Genomic DNA, 15,045 nt, shown 5'->3' with positions numbered 1-15,045 from the left:
GCGGTATTTGAAAGATGGAGGAATATTTTATGAAAAGAACTGAGGGAGAGAACGGTGCGTTCCATATAGACGGACAGGCGTTTTATGATGCGATCGTCAGCAGTACTGAAGATTATATCTATATCATAGATATGACAACCGATATGGCTCTGATTTCCGATAATATGCTGCAGGATTTTGATCTGCCGGGAAGGCTCGTACCCGGGCTTGTTCCCGTGTGGGGCAAACTGGTACATAACAAAGATAAAAAACGATATTTCGACTCTGTGGATGATATGCTCAGAGGGATGACGGATATACATAATGTAGAGTATCAGGTAAAAAACAGAGATAATGAATATGTATGGGTTGTATGCCGCGGACTGTTAAAGAGAGACCAGAATCAAAATCCGCTCTCCTTTGCAGGTGTGGTGACTCCGATCGGCAGCAAAGGAAAGATTGACCGCACCACAGGGCTGTTCACCCAGGAAAAGTGCAGGGAACGGATAGAATTTCTGCTGAACCAGGGAAGCGCCAGGGGAGGGCTTTTGCTGTTAGGGCTGGACGATTTTAAACAGATCAATAATCTGAAAGACCATACTTTTGGAGATCTGGTGCTTCGGCAGATGGCACAGAATATACAGCAGATGCTGCCTTCTAAGACTGAGATTTTCCGGTTCGACGGTGATGAATTTGCAGTTGTCTGTCCGGAAGCATCATTAGAGGAGATCGAAGAACTATACCGGTCTATTCATACATATGCCAACTGTGAACATGAGATTGACAGAATTTCTTATTTCTGTTCTGTTTCGGGAGGGATATCCATCATAGGAAAAGACGCGGATAACTATTTAGATCTGCTCAAATTTGCAGCAAGCGCTTTGGATGCATCCAAGAAGCGGGGAAAAAATACTTGTACTGTGTTTTCACCGGATCTTTTACAGTCAGAATTGAGATTAATGGAATTAAACAGGCAGCTTCAGCGCTGTGTAAGAGATGGAATGCAGGGGTTTACATTGGTTTACCAGCCGCTTGTCAGAGCTGACGGACTTGGACTTACCGGGGCTGAAGCCCTGCTCCGCTGGTCCTGTCCTGACACCGAAGATGCGGGCCCTGCTCAGTTTATACCTCTCCTTGAAAACAGCGGGCTGATGATAGAAGCAGGAAAATGGATTTTGGATCAGGCATTCTCTGTATGTAAACGATGGCTGCTTTACTGTCCTGATTTTATTATGCATATCAATGTCTCCTACCTTCAGTTTATAGATAAAGATTTTGTTCCGACAGTGGTGCTGCTGCTGGAAAAATATCATCTGGACGCGCAGCACATTGTACTGGAACTTACCGAGAGTTACTTTGTGACCGATATGCCGGCACTGAAAGAAACCTTCCAAAGACTCAGGCAGCTTCATATCCGGATCGCCATGGATGATTTCGGAACGGGATATTCCTCACTGGGAATGTTGTCCCAGACTCCCGCAGATATTGTAAAGATTGACAGGGTCTTTATTTCCTTTATTAATGACCGGGATCATGTATTTAATCATTCTTTTATCGGGGCGGTCATAAAGCTGTGCCACAGTGTAGGAATTGCTGTATGTGTGGAAGGAGTTGAGCATCCGGGAGAACTGGAAGCAGTGTGTTCTCTGGAAGCAGACAGTATACAGGGATTTTATATCTCAAAACCGATTCCGGCGGATCAGTTTGAGGAGAAATATTGGAAAAGGGACGGGAGGCAGTGAATATGACGTCGATAGACCAGACAGAAGACAAGTATGTAAAGCTTATTTACCGGCGCATTATTATCCTGGCTTCTGCGGCGCACTTTTCTTATATCGTTATATTTGCACTCACCGGTGTATATCCTCTTGCTGTATACAATATCGCAAGTGTGTGCTTTTATCTTGCTATGGGGCAGAGCGTGGAAAGAGGATACTACCGCATGGCGGTAACATGTGTGCACTTTGAGGTCTGTGTGTTTGCTGTGGTCTGTACATTGTCTGCGGGATGGGATATTGGAATTTCTCCTTACCTGATTGCCATGACTTCCCTGACTTATTTTTGCCCCTTCAAACATAAATATGTGCCTTATCTTTTCGCGGGATTTGAGATCTGCGTATTCCTTGCGCTGAGATTATATACTGGATTCGCCTGCCCTGATTTTTTGGCAGTTTCTGAAAAAGAGGCACTGTGGATCTCAATTTTCAGTATCTGTGCCTGTTTTACGATTATTTTATATGCGGCTGTTTCTTCGAAGCTGTCTGCCGCTGTCAGCCGGCAGGAACTGCAGGATGAAAACCGCAGCCTGTCGACGCTTGCGAACTATGACCAGCTCACCGGCCTGCTGAGCCGGCATGCTTTCCTAAAAAGGGCGGAACATTGTCAGGCATCCTCTGCAGTGCTGGTACTGAGCGATATTGATGATTTTAAGGTTGTCAACGACACATGGGGACATTCCTGCGGAGATAAGATTCTGAGTGAAACAGCAGAACTTATCCGTTCTTTCCTGGGAGGAAACGTGGATGTCTGCCGGTGGGGAGGAGAAGAGTTTGTCTTTCTTTTCCGGGACACGCCGCTGAATGATGTGCTCGTAAAGCTTCAGGAACTGTGTGATACGGTAGCCGGACATACTTTCTGCTGTGACGATAAAAAACTGCATATTACCATGACCTTCGGAGTCAGCCCTTCCGGAGAAGGAGCCTCACCCGAGGAGATCATTGCCCTGGCCGACAGACAGATGTACAAAGGCAAGACAGAAGGGAAGAACCGTGTCGTCTGCGGGAAACCATGAGACTGCGTGCGGTGCACGTCCGTCTGAAAGGCATGAATTACGGTGTGCCCTGTGGGTATATTTTGGTTTTACATTTCATATAGTATTAATTGTATGACATTTTGACCAGTTTTCCGGCTTGCTGTCTCAGAGATGTAAGATTTTCTAACTTTCATCAAAGTCTCTGCGACGGCCCGTTCGGAACTCGCTGACGCTCAGACAGCCTCACTGTGCTCTGCACACCGTCTCCGAGCCTTTGCTGAAAGAAGAAAAACTAACATCTCTTCGAATGCAATGCCTCCAAACTGGTCAAAATGGACATAATTTCTTCTGGAGAAGGCTAATGAATAAAAAAATCTTACATTGAATAGCCCAATTTATTCGAAGAATACCTTTCCAGCAGCCATTATGTCCATTTTTACATAATTGGAGTGAGGCATTCTAAGAGCCGAACGGAAATTATGTGGAAAATGTCATGACATTTTCTCCTTTATCCCAGCCGGTTTTTAACAGGCCCTTTACACGATAACGGAGAGAAATATCTTAGCTGGCTTGAAGGAGAGGAAATGGAATGAAGAAGATTTTCTGTGTAATATGGTCTCTGTTTTTGTGTCTGCAGCTCGGTTTTCACACGGTCCGGGCGGATGATACGTTAAAATTGTATGCAAAATCAGCCATTTTGATGGATGCGGGCAGCGGACGAGTCTTATTTGATAAATCCGGGAAATCCAAAATGCCGAATGCCAGCACCACAAAAATTTTAACATGCCTGTATATTATTAAACATTGTAATCTGGAAGAGGAAGCGACAGTTTCTAAAAATGCCGCTGCCCAGCCACAGGTCCATCTGGGAGCCAGGGCCGGGGAAAAATATAAAGTTAAGGACCTCCTTTACGGTCTGATGCTTGAGTCTTACAATGACTGTGCGGTGATCCTGGCGGAGCATGCAGCCGGATCAACCGAAAACTTTGCGAAAAAACTCAATGCAGAGGCACGATCCTATGGGGCAAAGTCGACCCATTTTGTCACACCTAACGGACTGGACCGCACCGACAAAAACGGGATTCATTCCACTACGGCATATGATCTGGCACTTATCATGAAACAGTGTATTAAAAACAAAGAGTTTTTGGAGATCACCAGAGCCAAAAGCCATTCTTTTCATGATGCATCCGGGAAGCGTTCTTTTACATGCAATAACCACAATGCCCTGCTTTCCATGATGGACGGCGCGGTTTCCGGAAAGACCGGATTCACTTCCAAAGCCGGGTACTGCTACGTGGGAGCCGTGAAGAAAAATGGCATGACCATGATCGCGGTCGTGCTGGCCTGCGGCTGGCCTCCCCATAAAACCTATAAATGGTCGGATGTCAGAACTTTGGTAGACTACGGTGCCAAAAATTATTCCTACCACAAGATTATCCCGGACTACAGCAAATTGACGGACTTGTATGTCAACGGAGGGATGGAGCACAAAGTTTCCATAGAGGCAAAGGGCGGAGGCATGACGCTGCTGCTGAAAAAGGGGGAGAAGGTCGATATTAAATGCCAGATCCCGAAGAGTCTTAACGCACCTGTAAAGAAAAAGGAACAGGTGGGGAAGATTGAATATGTGCTGAATGGCAGGGTGATCCGGGAGGAAAAAGTTTTTACGAAAGATTCTATCGACAAAAAGGATTACTGGTGGTATCTCGGAAAAACACTGGATGAGTTCTGCCTGTAAAAAATATCGAAGGAAAAGGTTGTTGAGATTCTGGATCAACTACCTTTTTTTCTAAACTGAAATATGATAAGATAACCGGAGAATAAACCAAGGAAAGGAGAATAAGACAATGTTATTTATAGAATATCCGAAATGTACAACCTGTAAAAGAGCGAAAAAATGGCTGGACGAGCATCAGGTTTCCTATGAGGACCGTCATATCGTGGAGGACAATCCGAAGGCAGAGGAATTAAAAAAATGGATTGCAAAGAGCGGACTTCCAATCAAGCGTTTTTTTAATACAAGCGGGATGAAATACAGGGATCTGGGACTGAAAGACCGTCTCCCGGAAATGACTGAGGAGGAGCAGATTGAGCTTCTGGCGACAGACGGAATGCTCGTAAAACGCCCTTTAGTCATAGGTGATGACTTTGTCCTGGTTGGATTTAAAGAGGAACAATGGGGCAATACTATCAAATGAAAAAGTATTTCACAGACAGAAAGGATATTGCGAATGGAACGAAAGAATACATGGCTTTCTTATACAGAAGAAGATATAGAAAAACTGGAATCTTTGGCGTCTGACTATAAAGAGTATCTCACCGGCGGAAAAACAGAGAGGGAATGTGTAAAAGAATCCGTGAAGCTGGCTCAGAGAGCGGGATATGAGGATTTAGAGCATTTCATAGCAGAAAATAAACAGCTGAAACCGGGGGATAAAGTTTACCGCACGTGGATGGACAAAACCATTGTCCTGTTCCAGATCGGGGAAAAACCGATGGAAGACGGACTGAATATTTTAGGGGCGCACATTGATTCCCCAAGGATGGATTTAAAACAGAACCCGCTGTATGAAGACACAGAGATGGTACTTCTGGACACCCATTACTACGGCGGTGTGAAGAAATATCAGTGGGTGACGCTGCCTTTGGCTCTCCACGGAGTTGTCATCAAAAAAGACGGAACTACGATTGAGATCAGCATTGGCGAGAAGGATACTGACCCTGTGGTAGGAGTGACGGATCTTCTGATTCATCTTTCCGCCCAGCAGCTGGAGAAGAAGGCCAAGGTCGTGATCGAGGGCGAAGACCTGAATGTACTGATCGGAAGCCGCCCGGTTAAAGGCGAGGAGAAGGATGCGGTTAAAAAAGAGATGCTCCGGATATTAGAGGAGGAATACGGGATTGAGGAAGAAGATTTCCTGTCAGCAGAGATCGAAGTTGTCCCGGCAGGACCTGCCAGAGATTTCGGATTAGACCGCAGTATGATCATGTCTTACGGACAGGATGACAGGGTTTGTGCCTATACATCCCTTGCGGCTATGCTGAATGTACAGGACGCCCGGAGGACGACCTGCTGCATCCTCGTGGACAAAGAAGAAATTGGAAGCGTTGGCGCTACGGGCATGCATTCCAGATTTTTTGAAAATACACTGGCCGAGATCATAGCACTGACAGGAGAATACAGTGAATTAAGACTCCGCAGAATCCTTCAGAACTCCCACATGCTCTCTTCCGATGTGAGCGCGGCCTTTGATCCGAATTATCCTCAGGTTATGGAAAAAAAGAATGCGGCTTACTTCGGAAAGGGGCTGGTCCTGAATAAATACACCGGCTCCAGAGGAAAATCCGGTTCCAACGACGCCAACCCTGAGTTCGTTGCGAAACTCCGCAGAATGTTCGATGAAAATCAGGTGGCATTCCAGACTGCGGAACTCGGAAAGGTGGATGAAGGCGGCGGGGGAACCATCGCTTATATTCCGGCTTCCTATGCCATGGACGTCATCGACTGTGGTGTAGCAGTGCTGAATATGCACGCTCCATGGGAGATCACAAGCAAATCCGATCTCTATGAAGTGGAAAAGGGATATGAAGTCTTCCTGCGGAACTGCTGAACATTATGCAGATAAAAAGAGAATCCTGTCAGTTATAAAAAAACTGTCAGGATTCTCTTTTGGTGTTTGAAAAGAAATTATTTTTTGCTCGGTATGATCTCGATCCAGTAGCCGTCGGGATCACTGATGAAATAAATCCCCATGTCAGGATTTTCGTAACAGATGCATCCCATCTCCTCATGGCGCTTGTGGAGGGCTTCCATATCGTCGGTCTCCAGTGCAAGATGATATTCCAGTTCTCCCAGATTATACGGTTCGGTGCGGTCCTTTAACCATGTGAGTTCCAGTGAGAAGCCTGTGGTCTGATCTCCCAGAAAAACGAGTTTAAAGCTCCCGTCGGATGCGTTTTTTTCACGGACAGGCTCCAGATCCAATGCTTTTTTATAGAAGTCAAGGCTTTTGTCCAAGTCCAGAACGTTGAAGTTAAAGTGATTAAATGCGATCATAATGTCCTCCTTGATATTTTACGATTTTCTTAAATTTATCATAACATACTTTTTGCTATTTACAAGTGTAAAAGAGAGCGGATATAATGGTAGAGTATTTAGGATAGACGAAAGGGGAAGTTATGAAGCAGCAAATCAGCAAGTTAAAGAAGTTGACAGCAGTCCTTCTGATGCTGTCTTTGCTTATCGGGACAGGAATCGGTCCGGCTAAGGCAAAGACCGTCAGCGCGGCACAGACAAAGTACTGGATCAAGGTAAATAAGCAGGCAAATGTGGCCACTGTATATAAGCTTACCAAAGGAAAGTATAAACCGATCAAGGCATTTTTGGTGTCCTGCGGGGGCTCCAATACACCGTCCGGAACCTTTTATACTCCGGCGAAATACCGCTGGCAGACATTGATGGGGCCGAGCTACGGACAGTATTGTACAAGGATTCACGGAGGAATTTTATTCCACTCTGTATGGTATTACAGCCACAGCAAGGCCAGTCAGTCCACCGTCCAGTTCAATAAGCTTGGAAAGACCGCATCACACGGATGTATCCGGCTGACAGTGGCGGATGCCAAGTGGATCTATGACAACTGTAAGCTGGGCACAAAAGTTACGATTTACAGCAGTAAGAATCCGGGACCGTTAGGAAAACCAAAAGGATTTAAAGTATCTACATCCAGAAAGATGTATTGGGACCCTACAGATCCGGATAAGAACAATCCGTACCGCAAGGTAAAACCGACCATCAAAGTTTCTTCCAAGAAGAAAAAAACAGTGGAGTACGGCAAATCTTACAGCGTGAAGTCTAATGTGACGGCGAAAGACAACGTGACAAAGAAAAGCCTTACAAAGAAAGTGAAGTATTCAGTCACCAAGTACAACGCAAAGAAGAAAAAGTACTATAAAGCCAAATTCAGTACAAAATCTTTAGGTACATACAAGATTAAGTATTCTGTAAAATCTGCCCTTGGAAAGAGCACAAGCAAGACGATCAAGGTGAAGGTTGTAGATACTCTGGCACCGGTGATTTCTAATGTGGCAAACAAAACAGTTGCGATCAATACGAAGAACGCTGTGTTTAAGACAACGGCCAAGATGAGAAGCGGCAAGAGCAGGACTTCTGCCATGACAGTCTCCATCACAAAACCGGGTGAGAAGAAGGCCACGACCATGTCTTACTCAAAAGCCAAATCTTACGTGTTTAACAAAGCCGGAACTTACACTGTGAAGTATACGGTGAAGAACAGCAATAAGCCTTACAGGGCGGCATCCAAGACAGTCAAAGTTACAGTCAAAGCTTATAAGAACGCTGAGATAAAGATAAATCCAGAGACGTTCACAATGACGGTGACGGACGATAAATTTGATGAAGCAAAGAATGCTTTGCAGCAGGAAATTTTAAAGGCTGTTTCTATTAAAGACAATGGAACATCCATCAATTCCAATAAAGCTAAAGTTGATCTGAATAAAATTCAAAACGCAGACGGCACATATGATGTGACCATCAGCTACAAAGGCATGAATGGAAAGACAGTTTCTAAAACAGTAAAGGTTACCGTCCAGAAAATACCGGCTGCGACAGAGACATCTGCCCCAACAGCCACAGTGAAAACAACAGAACAAAATTAGTGAAACCAGAATGGCTGCCCGCTTCATATCATTTGGAGCGGGCAGCTTTTTCTCATGATAGGACAGCAGAAATATTGACATCAAACGGGTATATGATAAAATGAATAAGTTAATATGTATATTTAGTTTATTTTATATATTGTATTTAGACAAGAGATACAGTTTAGGAGGATGAAAATTATGGCAGTACCTTATAATCATAAGGCAATCGAACAGAAGTGGAGGAAACACTGGGAGGAACAGCCGGTCAACGTAAATGACGGCAAAAAGCCGAAATACTATTGTCTGGACATGTTCCCGTATCCGTCAGGAAGCGGACTCCATGTGGGACACTGGAGAGGCTATGTGATCAGCGATGTGTGGAGCCGTTACAAAATGCTCAACGGATATTACGTGATCCACCCTATGGGATGGGATGCCTTTGGACTGCCGGCGGAAAACTATGCCATCAAGATGGGCGTGCATCCGAAAGAATCCACCGCAAAGAATATAGAAAATATCAAACGCCAGATCGGTGAGATCGCGGCGATCTATGACTGGGATATGGAAGTCAATACCACAGACCCTGAATTCTACAAATGGACCCAGTGGATATTTGTACAGATGTTTAAAAAGGGCCTGGCCTATGAAAAACAGATGCCGATCAACTGGTGCCCTTCCTGTAAGACAGGGCTTGCCAACGAAGAGGTTGTCAACGGCAAGTGTGAGCGCTGCGGTGCAGATGTGACAAAGAAAAATCTGAGACAATGGATGTTAAAGATCACAGAATATGCAGACCGTCTTCTGGGTGATCTGGATAAACTGGACTGGCCGGAAAAAGTGAAAAAAATGCAGGCAGAGTGGATCGGAAAAAGCCACGGCGCCGAGGTAGACTTTAAACTGGAAGACAGGGACGAGGCGATCACCGTCTATACCACAAGACCGGATACGCTTCACGGAGCGACCTTCATGGTATTGGCGCCGGAGCACAAACTGGCTGCAGAATTGGCTACGGATGAGACAAGAGCGGCAGTGGAGGATTATATTTACCAGGCATCCCTGAAATCTTCTGTGGACCGTCTTCAGGATAAGGAAAAGACTGGTGTGTTTACCGGAAGCTATGCAGTCAACCCGATCAACGGCAAAAAGGTTCCGATCTGGCTGTCCGACTATGTTCTTGCGGACTACGGAACAGGTGCTATTATGTGTGTTCCTGCCCATGATGACCGGGACTTTGAATTTGCCACGAAATTTGATATTCCGATCGTACAGGTCATTGCGAAAGACGGAAAAGAAATCGAAAATATGACAGAGGCATATACAGAGGCAGCCGGAACCATGATCAATTCCGGTGATTGGAATGGTATGGAATCTTCTGTGTTAAAAGAGGAAGCCCCTGCAATCATCGAGAAGATGGGAGTGGGCAAAAAGACGACCAACTATAAACTTAGAGACTGGGTATTCAGCCGTCAGCGCTACTGGGGAGAACCGATTCCGATCGTTCACTGTCCGAACTGCGGCGCCGTGCCGGTGCCGGAAGAAGAACTTCCTCTGACCCTTCCGGAAGTAGAAAAATACGAGCCTACGGGAACCGGAGAATCTCCGCTTGCAGACATTGACGAATGGGTCAACACAACCTGCCCGGTCTGCGGAAAACCGGCCAAGAGAGAGACAAATACCATGCCTCAGTGGGCGGGATCATCCTGGTATTTCCTGCGCTATATCGACAGCAAGAACAGTGAAGAACTGGTTTCCAAAGAAAAAGCGGACAAATACCTGCCGGTTGACATGTATATCGGCGGTGTGGAGCATGCAGTACTCCATCTTTTATATTCCAGATTTTACACGAAGTTCTTGTATGATATCGGTGCAGTAGACTTTGATGAACCGTTCCACAAGCTGTTCAACCAGGGTATGATCACCGGTAAAAACGGAATTAAGATGAGCAAGTCTAAAGGAAATGTAGTTTCACCGGATGATCTGGTAAGAGATTACGGATGTGATTCCCTCAGAATGTATGAACTCTTTGTGGGACCGCCGGAACTGGATGCGGAGTGGGACGAGAGAGGAATCGACGGTGTGCGCCGTTTCTTAAGCCGTTTCTACAACGTGGTTCTGGATCAGAAGGATAAGGATGTCAAAGAGACAAAGGATCTGCTGAAGGTGCGGAACCGCCTTGTATATGATGTGACAAGCAGGCTTGAGAAATTCAGCCTTAATACAGTGGTCAGCGGATTCATGGAGTATAATAATAAGCTCAATGATATGGCGAAAAAGGGCGGAGTGGACAAAAAGACTCTGGAAACCTTCATTGTGCTGCTGGCACCTTTCGCACCTCATATTTCTGAGGAACTCTGGAGGGAACTGGGCCATGAGGACAGTGTATTTGCACAGGAATGGCCGTCCTATGACGAAGTATATTTAAAAGACGATGAAGTTGAGATTGCCGTACAGATCAACGGAAAAGCGAGAACAACCATTACTATCGGAGCAGACGATGCAAAGGATGCAGTTATAGCAAAAGCAAAAGAAGCATTGGGTGACAAACTGAACGGAACCGTTGTAAAAGAGATCTATGTTCCGGGAAGAATCGTAAATATCGTGCAGAAATAAGAAAAGAGAATCCAGAAAATGGCGCAAGTGGAGACATTGCTTGCGCCATTTTTAGATTTGATGATAAAAGGAGAATCAGAACGTGATAAAAGCAGTATTTTTTGACATTGACGGCACTTTGCTCTCTAATACAACCGGTGAAATTCCGAAAAGCGCCAGAGAAGCCATAGACAGTATGAGAATGAATGGAGTCAAGGTCTTTACGGCCACCGGCAGACATATGTCAGAGATCAGAGATCTGCCGGTCGATGATATACGGTTTGACGGCTACATTACACTGAACGGGCAGCTCTGCCTGGACAGCAGAAAAGAACTGCTTTACGGAGAAGCAATCGGCGAGAGGGATGTTGAGCTGATGCTTGCTATGTTTGAGGAGAAGAAGGTGCCGGTAATGCTGGTTGAAAAAGACAGAATGTATATTAATTATATTGATGAGCTGGTGGAGAAGGCACAGGCAGCGATCAATACACCAGTTCCTGAAATCGGCACTTATTCCGGAGAGCCGATCTATCAATTTATTTTGTATTCAGAGGAAAGAATGGCAGAGGAAATCGTGGCGGGCCTTGATGGCTGCAAGATGACCAGATGGAATCCATATGGGGTCGATATCATATCAAAAAACGGGGGAAAAGTGGCCGGAATCAGGCAGATTCTACAGGATTGTGGGATTCGACAGAATGAAATCATGGCATTTGGAGATGGAGAAAATGATATGGATATGCTCCGATACGCAGGAATCGGGGTCGCGATGGGTAGTGCAGAGGAAGACGTCAAGGTTTGTGCGGATTACATAACAGATGATGTGGAGAAAGATGGAATTGAAAAGGCATGCAAATATTTTAAAATGATTTAATGGAATGAAATGGCGATAAAAGGTGTTTCGCTGTCTGTGGGGAATACAAAATGATCTCCTCTTGTTATAATAAGCATAAAAAGGAGGGGATGATCTTGGATCAGAAGAAAATCGGAGCGTTTATTGCCCTGCTGCGCAGGGAGCGCGGCATTACCCAGGCAGAACTGGGTGAAAGAATCGGAGTGACGAATAAAACAGTATCACGGTGGGAGAATGGAAATTACATGCCGGATATTGCGACGATGCTCAGTTTGTGTGAAGAATTTGAGATCAGCATCAACGAACTGCTGAGTGGACAGAGACTCGGCAGCGATGAGTTCCGGAAGAAGGCAGATGAAAATGTCGTTGATTCCCTGAAAAGAGAAAAGGCCATATGGAAGAAAAAAAAGCTGATCGATTTTTTGGAGGGCGGAGGAACCGGTATTTTAGTGTCCATTATTTTTTCACCGGACGGACCACGGAAGACAGCGGCTTTGATCGTCGGATTGGTTATGCTGTGTGTCGGCTGGTTTTTCAGAGCCAAATATGAGCGGTATATCCTTCAGGGAGGAAAAATCATAGGGTAGTTATGTTGACATACCTTGTGAATTCCACTATAATGAACAATGTTCAATATAGAAGGAGGGATGCTTTGAATAAAACAGTGACTTCCAGAGAAGCGATTCTGGCTGCCAGTCAAAAGCTTGTAATGGAAAAAGGACTTCAGGCAGTGAATATGAGAACTGTGGCATCCGTCTGCGGTGTAGCTGTTGGCTCTGTTTATAACTATTTTCCCTCAAAGGCAGAGCTATTGACTGCAACTGTGGAAAATGTTTGGAGAGAAATCTTCCATATGCCCGAAGGTTCTGTTCAGTTTCTGAATTTTGCGGACAGTGTTGCATGGGTGTATGAAAGGATACAAAAGGGTTCAAAACAATATCCTGGATTTTTTACTCTGCATTCTATGAGTTTTGCCGCAGGGGAGAAAGAAACGGGGCGGCTTAAGATGGAACAATATTTTGACCATATGAAGACTGAACTTTGCCGTGTGCTAAAGATGGATCAGTGTGTGAATCCAGAGGCCTTCAATGATAAACTGACACCCCAAAGTTTTGTCGATCTTGTTTTTACAAATATCACATTATCACTGCTGGAAGAGAAGAGGGATTGTTCCGCTCTTATAGAAATAATAAAACGTGTTATTTATTAATAACCTGCCGGGTTTGGCAGGTAAATTTACAGACTAAAGTGAACAAAGTTCATTATTGAGGAGGTATTATGAAGGTTAGAAAAAAACAGCTGCTTTTGGCAGCAGGTATCATATGGGGATTCGCGGGAATCAATATTTTGAGAATTGGAATTCTCGCATACCGTCAGAATTGGTCTGTACGAAACGCCCTGATTTCTTTGGCAGTGTTTGCTGTTTTCAGAGCTATGGTGTTTGGAAAACTTGTGAAGAAACATACGGCCCGAATCATGAATTATACAGAGGAAAAGCAGTTTATTCTGAAGTTTTTTGACGTAAAATCATTTTGTATCATGGCCTTTATGATGTCTTTTGGCATTGGTATCCGGATGTCCGGTATTTGGCCCGACTCATGGATTGCCGTATTTTATACCGGATTGGGGACAGCTTTGTTTCTTGCCGGAACAGGCTTTATCAGCCGTTATATAAAGGTTCACAGTCTGGGACGGCGATCAGCGGCAGCGGAAATGTAAGAAGGAGGAGAAGACAATGCAGGCAGTGATGGAAACAATTTTTGATATAATTTATCTTACCACAGTGATCTCACTTGGGATCATCATGATACGCAAAAGCCGGGGCAGAATGCAGTATAAAGTTTTCGGCATTATGGCTGTGATCCTCGGAGCAGGAGATTCTTTTCATCTGATTCCGAGAGCGGTCGCCCTATGTACTACTGGGCTGGAACATTATACACAGGCTTTGGGGATTGGAAAACTGGTAACTTCCATAACAATGACGATTTTTTATATTCTGCTCTATCATATATGGAGAATGCGCTATCATGTAACCGGTAAAAACATTTTGACAGCTGCTGTCTATTTTCTGGCTGCTCTTCGAATCGTTTTGTGCCTGATGCCTCAAAATCAATGGACCAGTGCAAATGCGCCCCTTCAGTGGGGAATCTACCGGAATCTACCGTTTGCGGCATTAGGATTGTTGATTATCATTTTATTTTATCAAAGGACAAGAAAAGGGAAAGACCGCCCATTTCGGTTCATGTGGCTTACCATTACTCTGAGCTTCGCTTTTTATATCCCGGTTGTTCTGTTTTCCGACCGGTTTCCGGCGGCAGGCATGCTGATGATACCAAAGACATGTGCCTATGTATGGACCGTGCTGATTGGCTTTTTGGATATGAAAAATTGATACCTTTCTTTGCTTATGCTACACTTATCATGACAGTTATTTGCTTATAAAAAGGAGCCGTTATGTATACATTTGAGAGCAGAGTAAGATATAGTGAGGTAGACGCGGAGGGAAAACTTCCGGTGCCGGGAATTATTGATTATTTTCAGGACTGCAGTGTATTCCAGTCGGAAGATCTGGGCGTGGGAGTGCAGTATCTGAAGTCTAAGAACAGGGCGTGGATTCTCAATTCCTGGCAGGTCGTGATTGAGCGTTTCCCGCTGGAAGGAGATTTGGTAAGGACCAGTACCTGGGCATCGGGGTTTGAGCGTCTGTTTGGCCTGAGAAATTTTACGATGAAAGATGAAAATGGTGCGATGCTGGCCTATGCCAACTCCTATTGGGTTTATATGGACTTAGAGACGGGCCGTCCGGTAAAAGCTTCACCGGAGGAAATCGCGGTATATGCTCCGGAGCCTGCGCTGCCCATGGAGTATGCGCCCAGAAAAATCAAACTTCCGAACAGCTGGGAGGAAAAGGAGGGCTTGAAAGTGCCCAAGTCCTGGATTGACAGCAATCATCATGTCAATAACAGCCAGTATGTGAGGCAGGCGTGGAATGAACTCCCTTTATATACAAACATACAGCAGGTGAGAGTTGAATACAAAAATTCTGCTAAACTGGGGGACTTAATGATACCGAGAATATCTGTGGAAGAGGAACGGATTGTGGCGGAATTGTGTGATGAGACAAGAAAGCCGTATGCAGTAGTTGAATTTAAAATCAAGAAATGAGGTTATCTGGTATTATGAAAAGTAATACCAGTTTTTCTTTTTA

14 protein-coding genes are annotated in these 15,045 nt (G+C 44.9%); 13 read left to right on the top strand and 1 reads right to left on the bottom strand.

What is annotated here, in order from left to right; translation table 11 throughout:
• Nucleotides 1-29: 29 nt before the first annotated feature.
• From ANCC_RS10505 to ANCC_RS10485, 5 genes are all read left to right on the top strand, one after another.
• Nucleotides 30-1,721: a bifunctional diguanylate cyclase/phosphodiesterase gene (locus ANCC_RS10505; protein ID WP_039946538.1), complete on the top strand. Its 1,692-nt coding sequence runs from the start codon at nucleotides 30-32 to the stop codon at nucleotides 1,719-1,721.
• The gene (locus tag ANCC_RS10500; protein ID WP_233458302.1) at nucleotides 1,697-2,770 is read left to right on the top strand and encodes a GGDEF domain-containing protein; all 1,074 of its coding nucleotides are present in this window, start codon (nucleotides 1,697-1,699) and stop codon (nucleotides 2,768-2,770) included. Before ANCC_RS10505 ends, ANCC_RS10500 begins: the two co-directional genes overlap by 25 nt.
• Nucleotides 2,771-3,320: 550 nt before the next feature.
• Nucleotides 3,321-4,472, top strand: a complete 1,152-nt coding sequence (locus ANCC_RS10495) for a D-alanyl-D-alanine carboxypeptidase family protein (protein WP_006566640.1) — start codon at nucleotides 3,321-3,323, stop codon at nucleotides 4,470-4,472.
• Between the two features lie 109 nt (nucleotides 4,473-4,581).
• Complete coding sequence (locus tag ANCC_RS10490; protein ID WP_006566641.1) at nucleotides 4,582-4,932, top strand: arsenate reductase family protein; 351 nt, start codon at nucleotides 4,582-4,584, stop codon at nucleotides 4,930-4,932.
• Nucleotides 4,933-4,965: 33 nt separating this feature from the next.
• Entirely contained in the window at nucleotides 4,966-6,345 is a 1,380-nt protein-coding gene (locus ANCC_RS10485) for an aminopeptidase (RefSeq protein WP_006566642.1), read from the top strand.
• A 77-nt stretch (nucleotides 6,346-6,422) separates the two neighbouring features.
• Here the strand turns inward: ANCC_RS10485 and ANCC_RS10480 are convergent, their stop codons facing one another.
• Nucleotides 6,423-6,791 carry a VOC family protein gene (locus ANCC_RS10480; protein WP_006566643.1) on the bottom strand — a complete coding sequence of 123 codons (369 nt, stop codon included), beginning with the start codon at nucleotides 6,789-6,791 and terminating at the stop codon, nucleotides 6,423-6,425.
• A gap of 122 nt (nucleotides 6,792-6,913) precedes the next feature.
• Here ANCC_RS10480 and ANCC_RS10475 point away from each other — a divergent pair, with 122 nt between their 5' ends.
• From ANCC_RS10475 to ANCC_RS10440, 8 genes are all read left to right on the top strand, one after another.
• Nucleotides 6,914-8,413, top strand: a complete 1,500-nt coding sequence (locus ANCC_RS10475) for a L,D-transpeptidase (RefSeq protein WP_006566644.1) — start codon at nucleotides 6,914-6,916, stop codon at nucleotides 8,411-8,413.
• A 180-nt stretch (nucleotides 8,414-8,593) separates the two neighbouring features.
• On the top strand, nucleotides 8,594-11,005 hold the full coding sequence (gene leuS / locus ANCC_RS10470; RefSeq protein ID WP_039946539.1) for a leucine--tRNA ligase: 2,412 nt from the start codon (nucleotides 8,594-8,596) through the stop codon (nucleotides 11,003-11,005).
• An 82-nt stretch (nucleotides 11,006-11,087) separates the two neighbouring features.
• A complete protein-coding gene (locus ANCC_RS10465) occupies nucleotides 11,088-11,858 on the top strand; it encodes a Cof-type HAD-IIB family hydrolase (protein ID WP_182483077.1) in 771 nt (256 codons plus the stop codon).
• An 89-nt stretch (nucleotides 11,859-11,947) separates the two neighbouring features.
• A complete protein-coding gene (locus tag ANCC_RS10460) occupies nucleotides 11,948-12,424 on the top strand; it encodes a helix-turn-helix domain-containing protein (RefSeq protein WP_390609880.1) in 477 nt (158 codons plus the stop codon).
• A 65-nt stretch (nucleotides 12,425-12,489) separates the two neighbouring features.
• A complete protein-coding gene (locus tag ANCC_RS10455) occupies nucleotides 12,490-13,047 on the top strand; it encodes a TetR/AcrR family transcriptional regulator (RefSeq protein WP_182483078.1) in 558 nt (185 codons plus the stop codon).
• Nucleotides 13,048-13,115: 68 nt separating this feature from the next.
• Nucleotides 13,116-13,556, top strand: a complete 441-nt coding sequence (locus ANCC_RS10450; protein WP_006566649.1) for a hypothetical protein — start codon at nucleotides 13,116-13,118, stop codon at nucleotides 13,554-13,556.
• A gap of 16 nt (nucleotides 13,557-13,572) precedes the next feature.
• Nucleotides 13,573-14,229 (top strand): hypothetical protein, encoded by a 657-nt coding sequence (locus ANCC_RS10445; protein WP_006566650.1) that lies wholly within the window; start codon nucleotides 13,573-13,575, stop codon nucleotides 14,227-14,229.
• A 62-nt stretch (nucleotides 14,230-14,291) separates the two neighbouring features.
• A complete protein-coding gene (locus ANCC_RS10440) occupies nucleotides 14,292-15,002 on the top strand; it encodes an acyl-[acyl-carrier-protein] thioesterase (RefSeq protein WP_006566651.1) in 711 nt (236 codons plus the stop codon).
• The last annotated feature ends 43 nt before the right edge of the window (nucleotides 15,003-15,045 follow it).

The organism is Anaerostipes caccae L1-92 (genome assembly GCF_014467075.1).
Taxonomy (GTDB): Bacteria; Bacillota; Clostridia; order Lachnospirales; family Lachnospiraceae; genus Anaerostipes; species Anaerostipes caccae.
Note: the sequence above shows the minus strand (reverse complement) of the source record. Positions and strands in the feature narration are given on the sequence as shown.

Excerpts from the sequence above, each read along its gene's own strand:
- ANCC_RS10445 (WP_006566650.1), top strand. The coding sequence starts at position 13,573 with ATGCAGGCAGTGATGGAAACAATTTTTGATATAATTTATCTTACCACA.
- ANCC_RS10495 (WP_006566640.1), top strand. The coding sequence starts at position 3,321 with ATGAAGAAGATTTTCTGTGTAATATGGTCTCTGTTTTTGTGTCTGCAG.
- ANCC_RS10480 (WP_006566643.1), bottom strand. The coding sequence starts at position 6,791 with ATGATCGCATTTAATCACTTTAACTTCAACGTTCTGGACTTGGACAAA.
- ANCC_RS10475 (WP_006566644.1), top strand. The coding sequence starts at position 6,914 with ATGAAGCAGCAAATCAGCAAGTTAAAGAAGTTGACAGCAGTCCTTCTG.
- ANCC_RS10450 (WP_006566649.1), top strand. The coding sequence starts at position 13,116 with ATGAAGGTTAGAAAAAAACAGCTGCTTTTGGCAGCAGGTATCATATGG.
- leuS (WP_039946539.1), top strand. The coding sequence starts at position 8,594 with ATGGCAGTACCTTATAATCATAAGGCAATCGAACAGAAGTGGAGGAAA.
- ANCC_RS10490 (WP_006566641.1), top strand. The coding sequence starts at position 4,582 with ATGTTATTTATAGAATATCCGAAATGTACAACCTGTAAAAGAGCGAAA.
- ANCC_RS10485 (WP_006566642.1), top strand. The coding sequence starts at position 4,966 with ATGGAACGAAAGAATACATGGCTTTCTTATACAGAAGAAGATATAGAA.
- ANCC_RS10440 (WP_006566651.1), top strand. The coding sequence starts at position 14,292 with ATGTATACATTTGAGAGCAGAGTAAGATATAGTGAGGTAGACGCGGAG.
- ANCC_RS10505 (WP_039946538.1), top strand. The coding sequence starts at position 30 with ATGAAAAGAACTGAGGGAGAGAACGGTGCGTTCCATATAGACGGACAG.
- ANCC_RS10460 (WP_390609880.1), top strand. The coding sequence starts at position 11,948 with ATGATCTTGGATCAGAAGAAAATCGGAGCGTTTATTGCCCTGCTGCGC.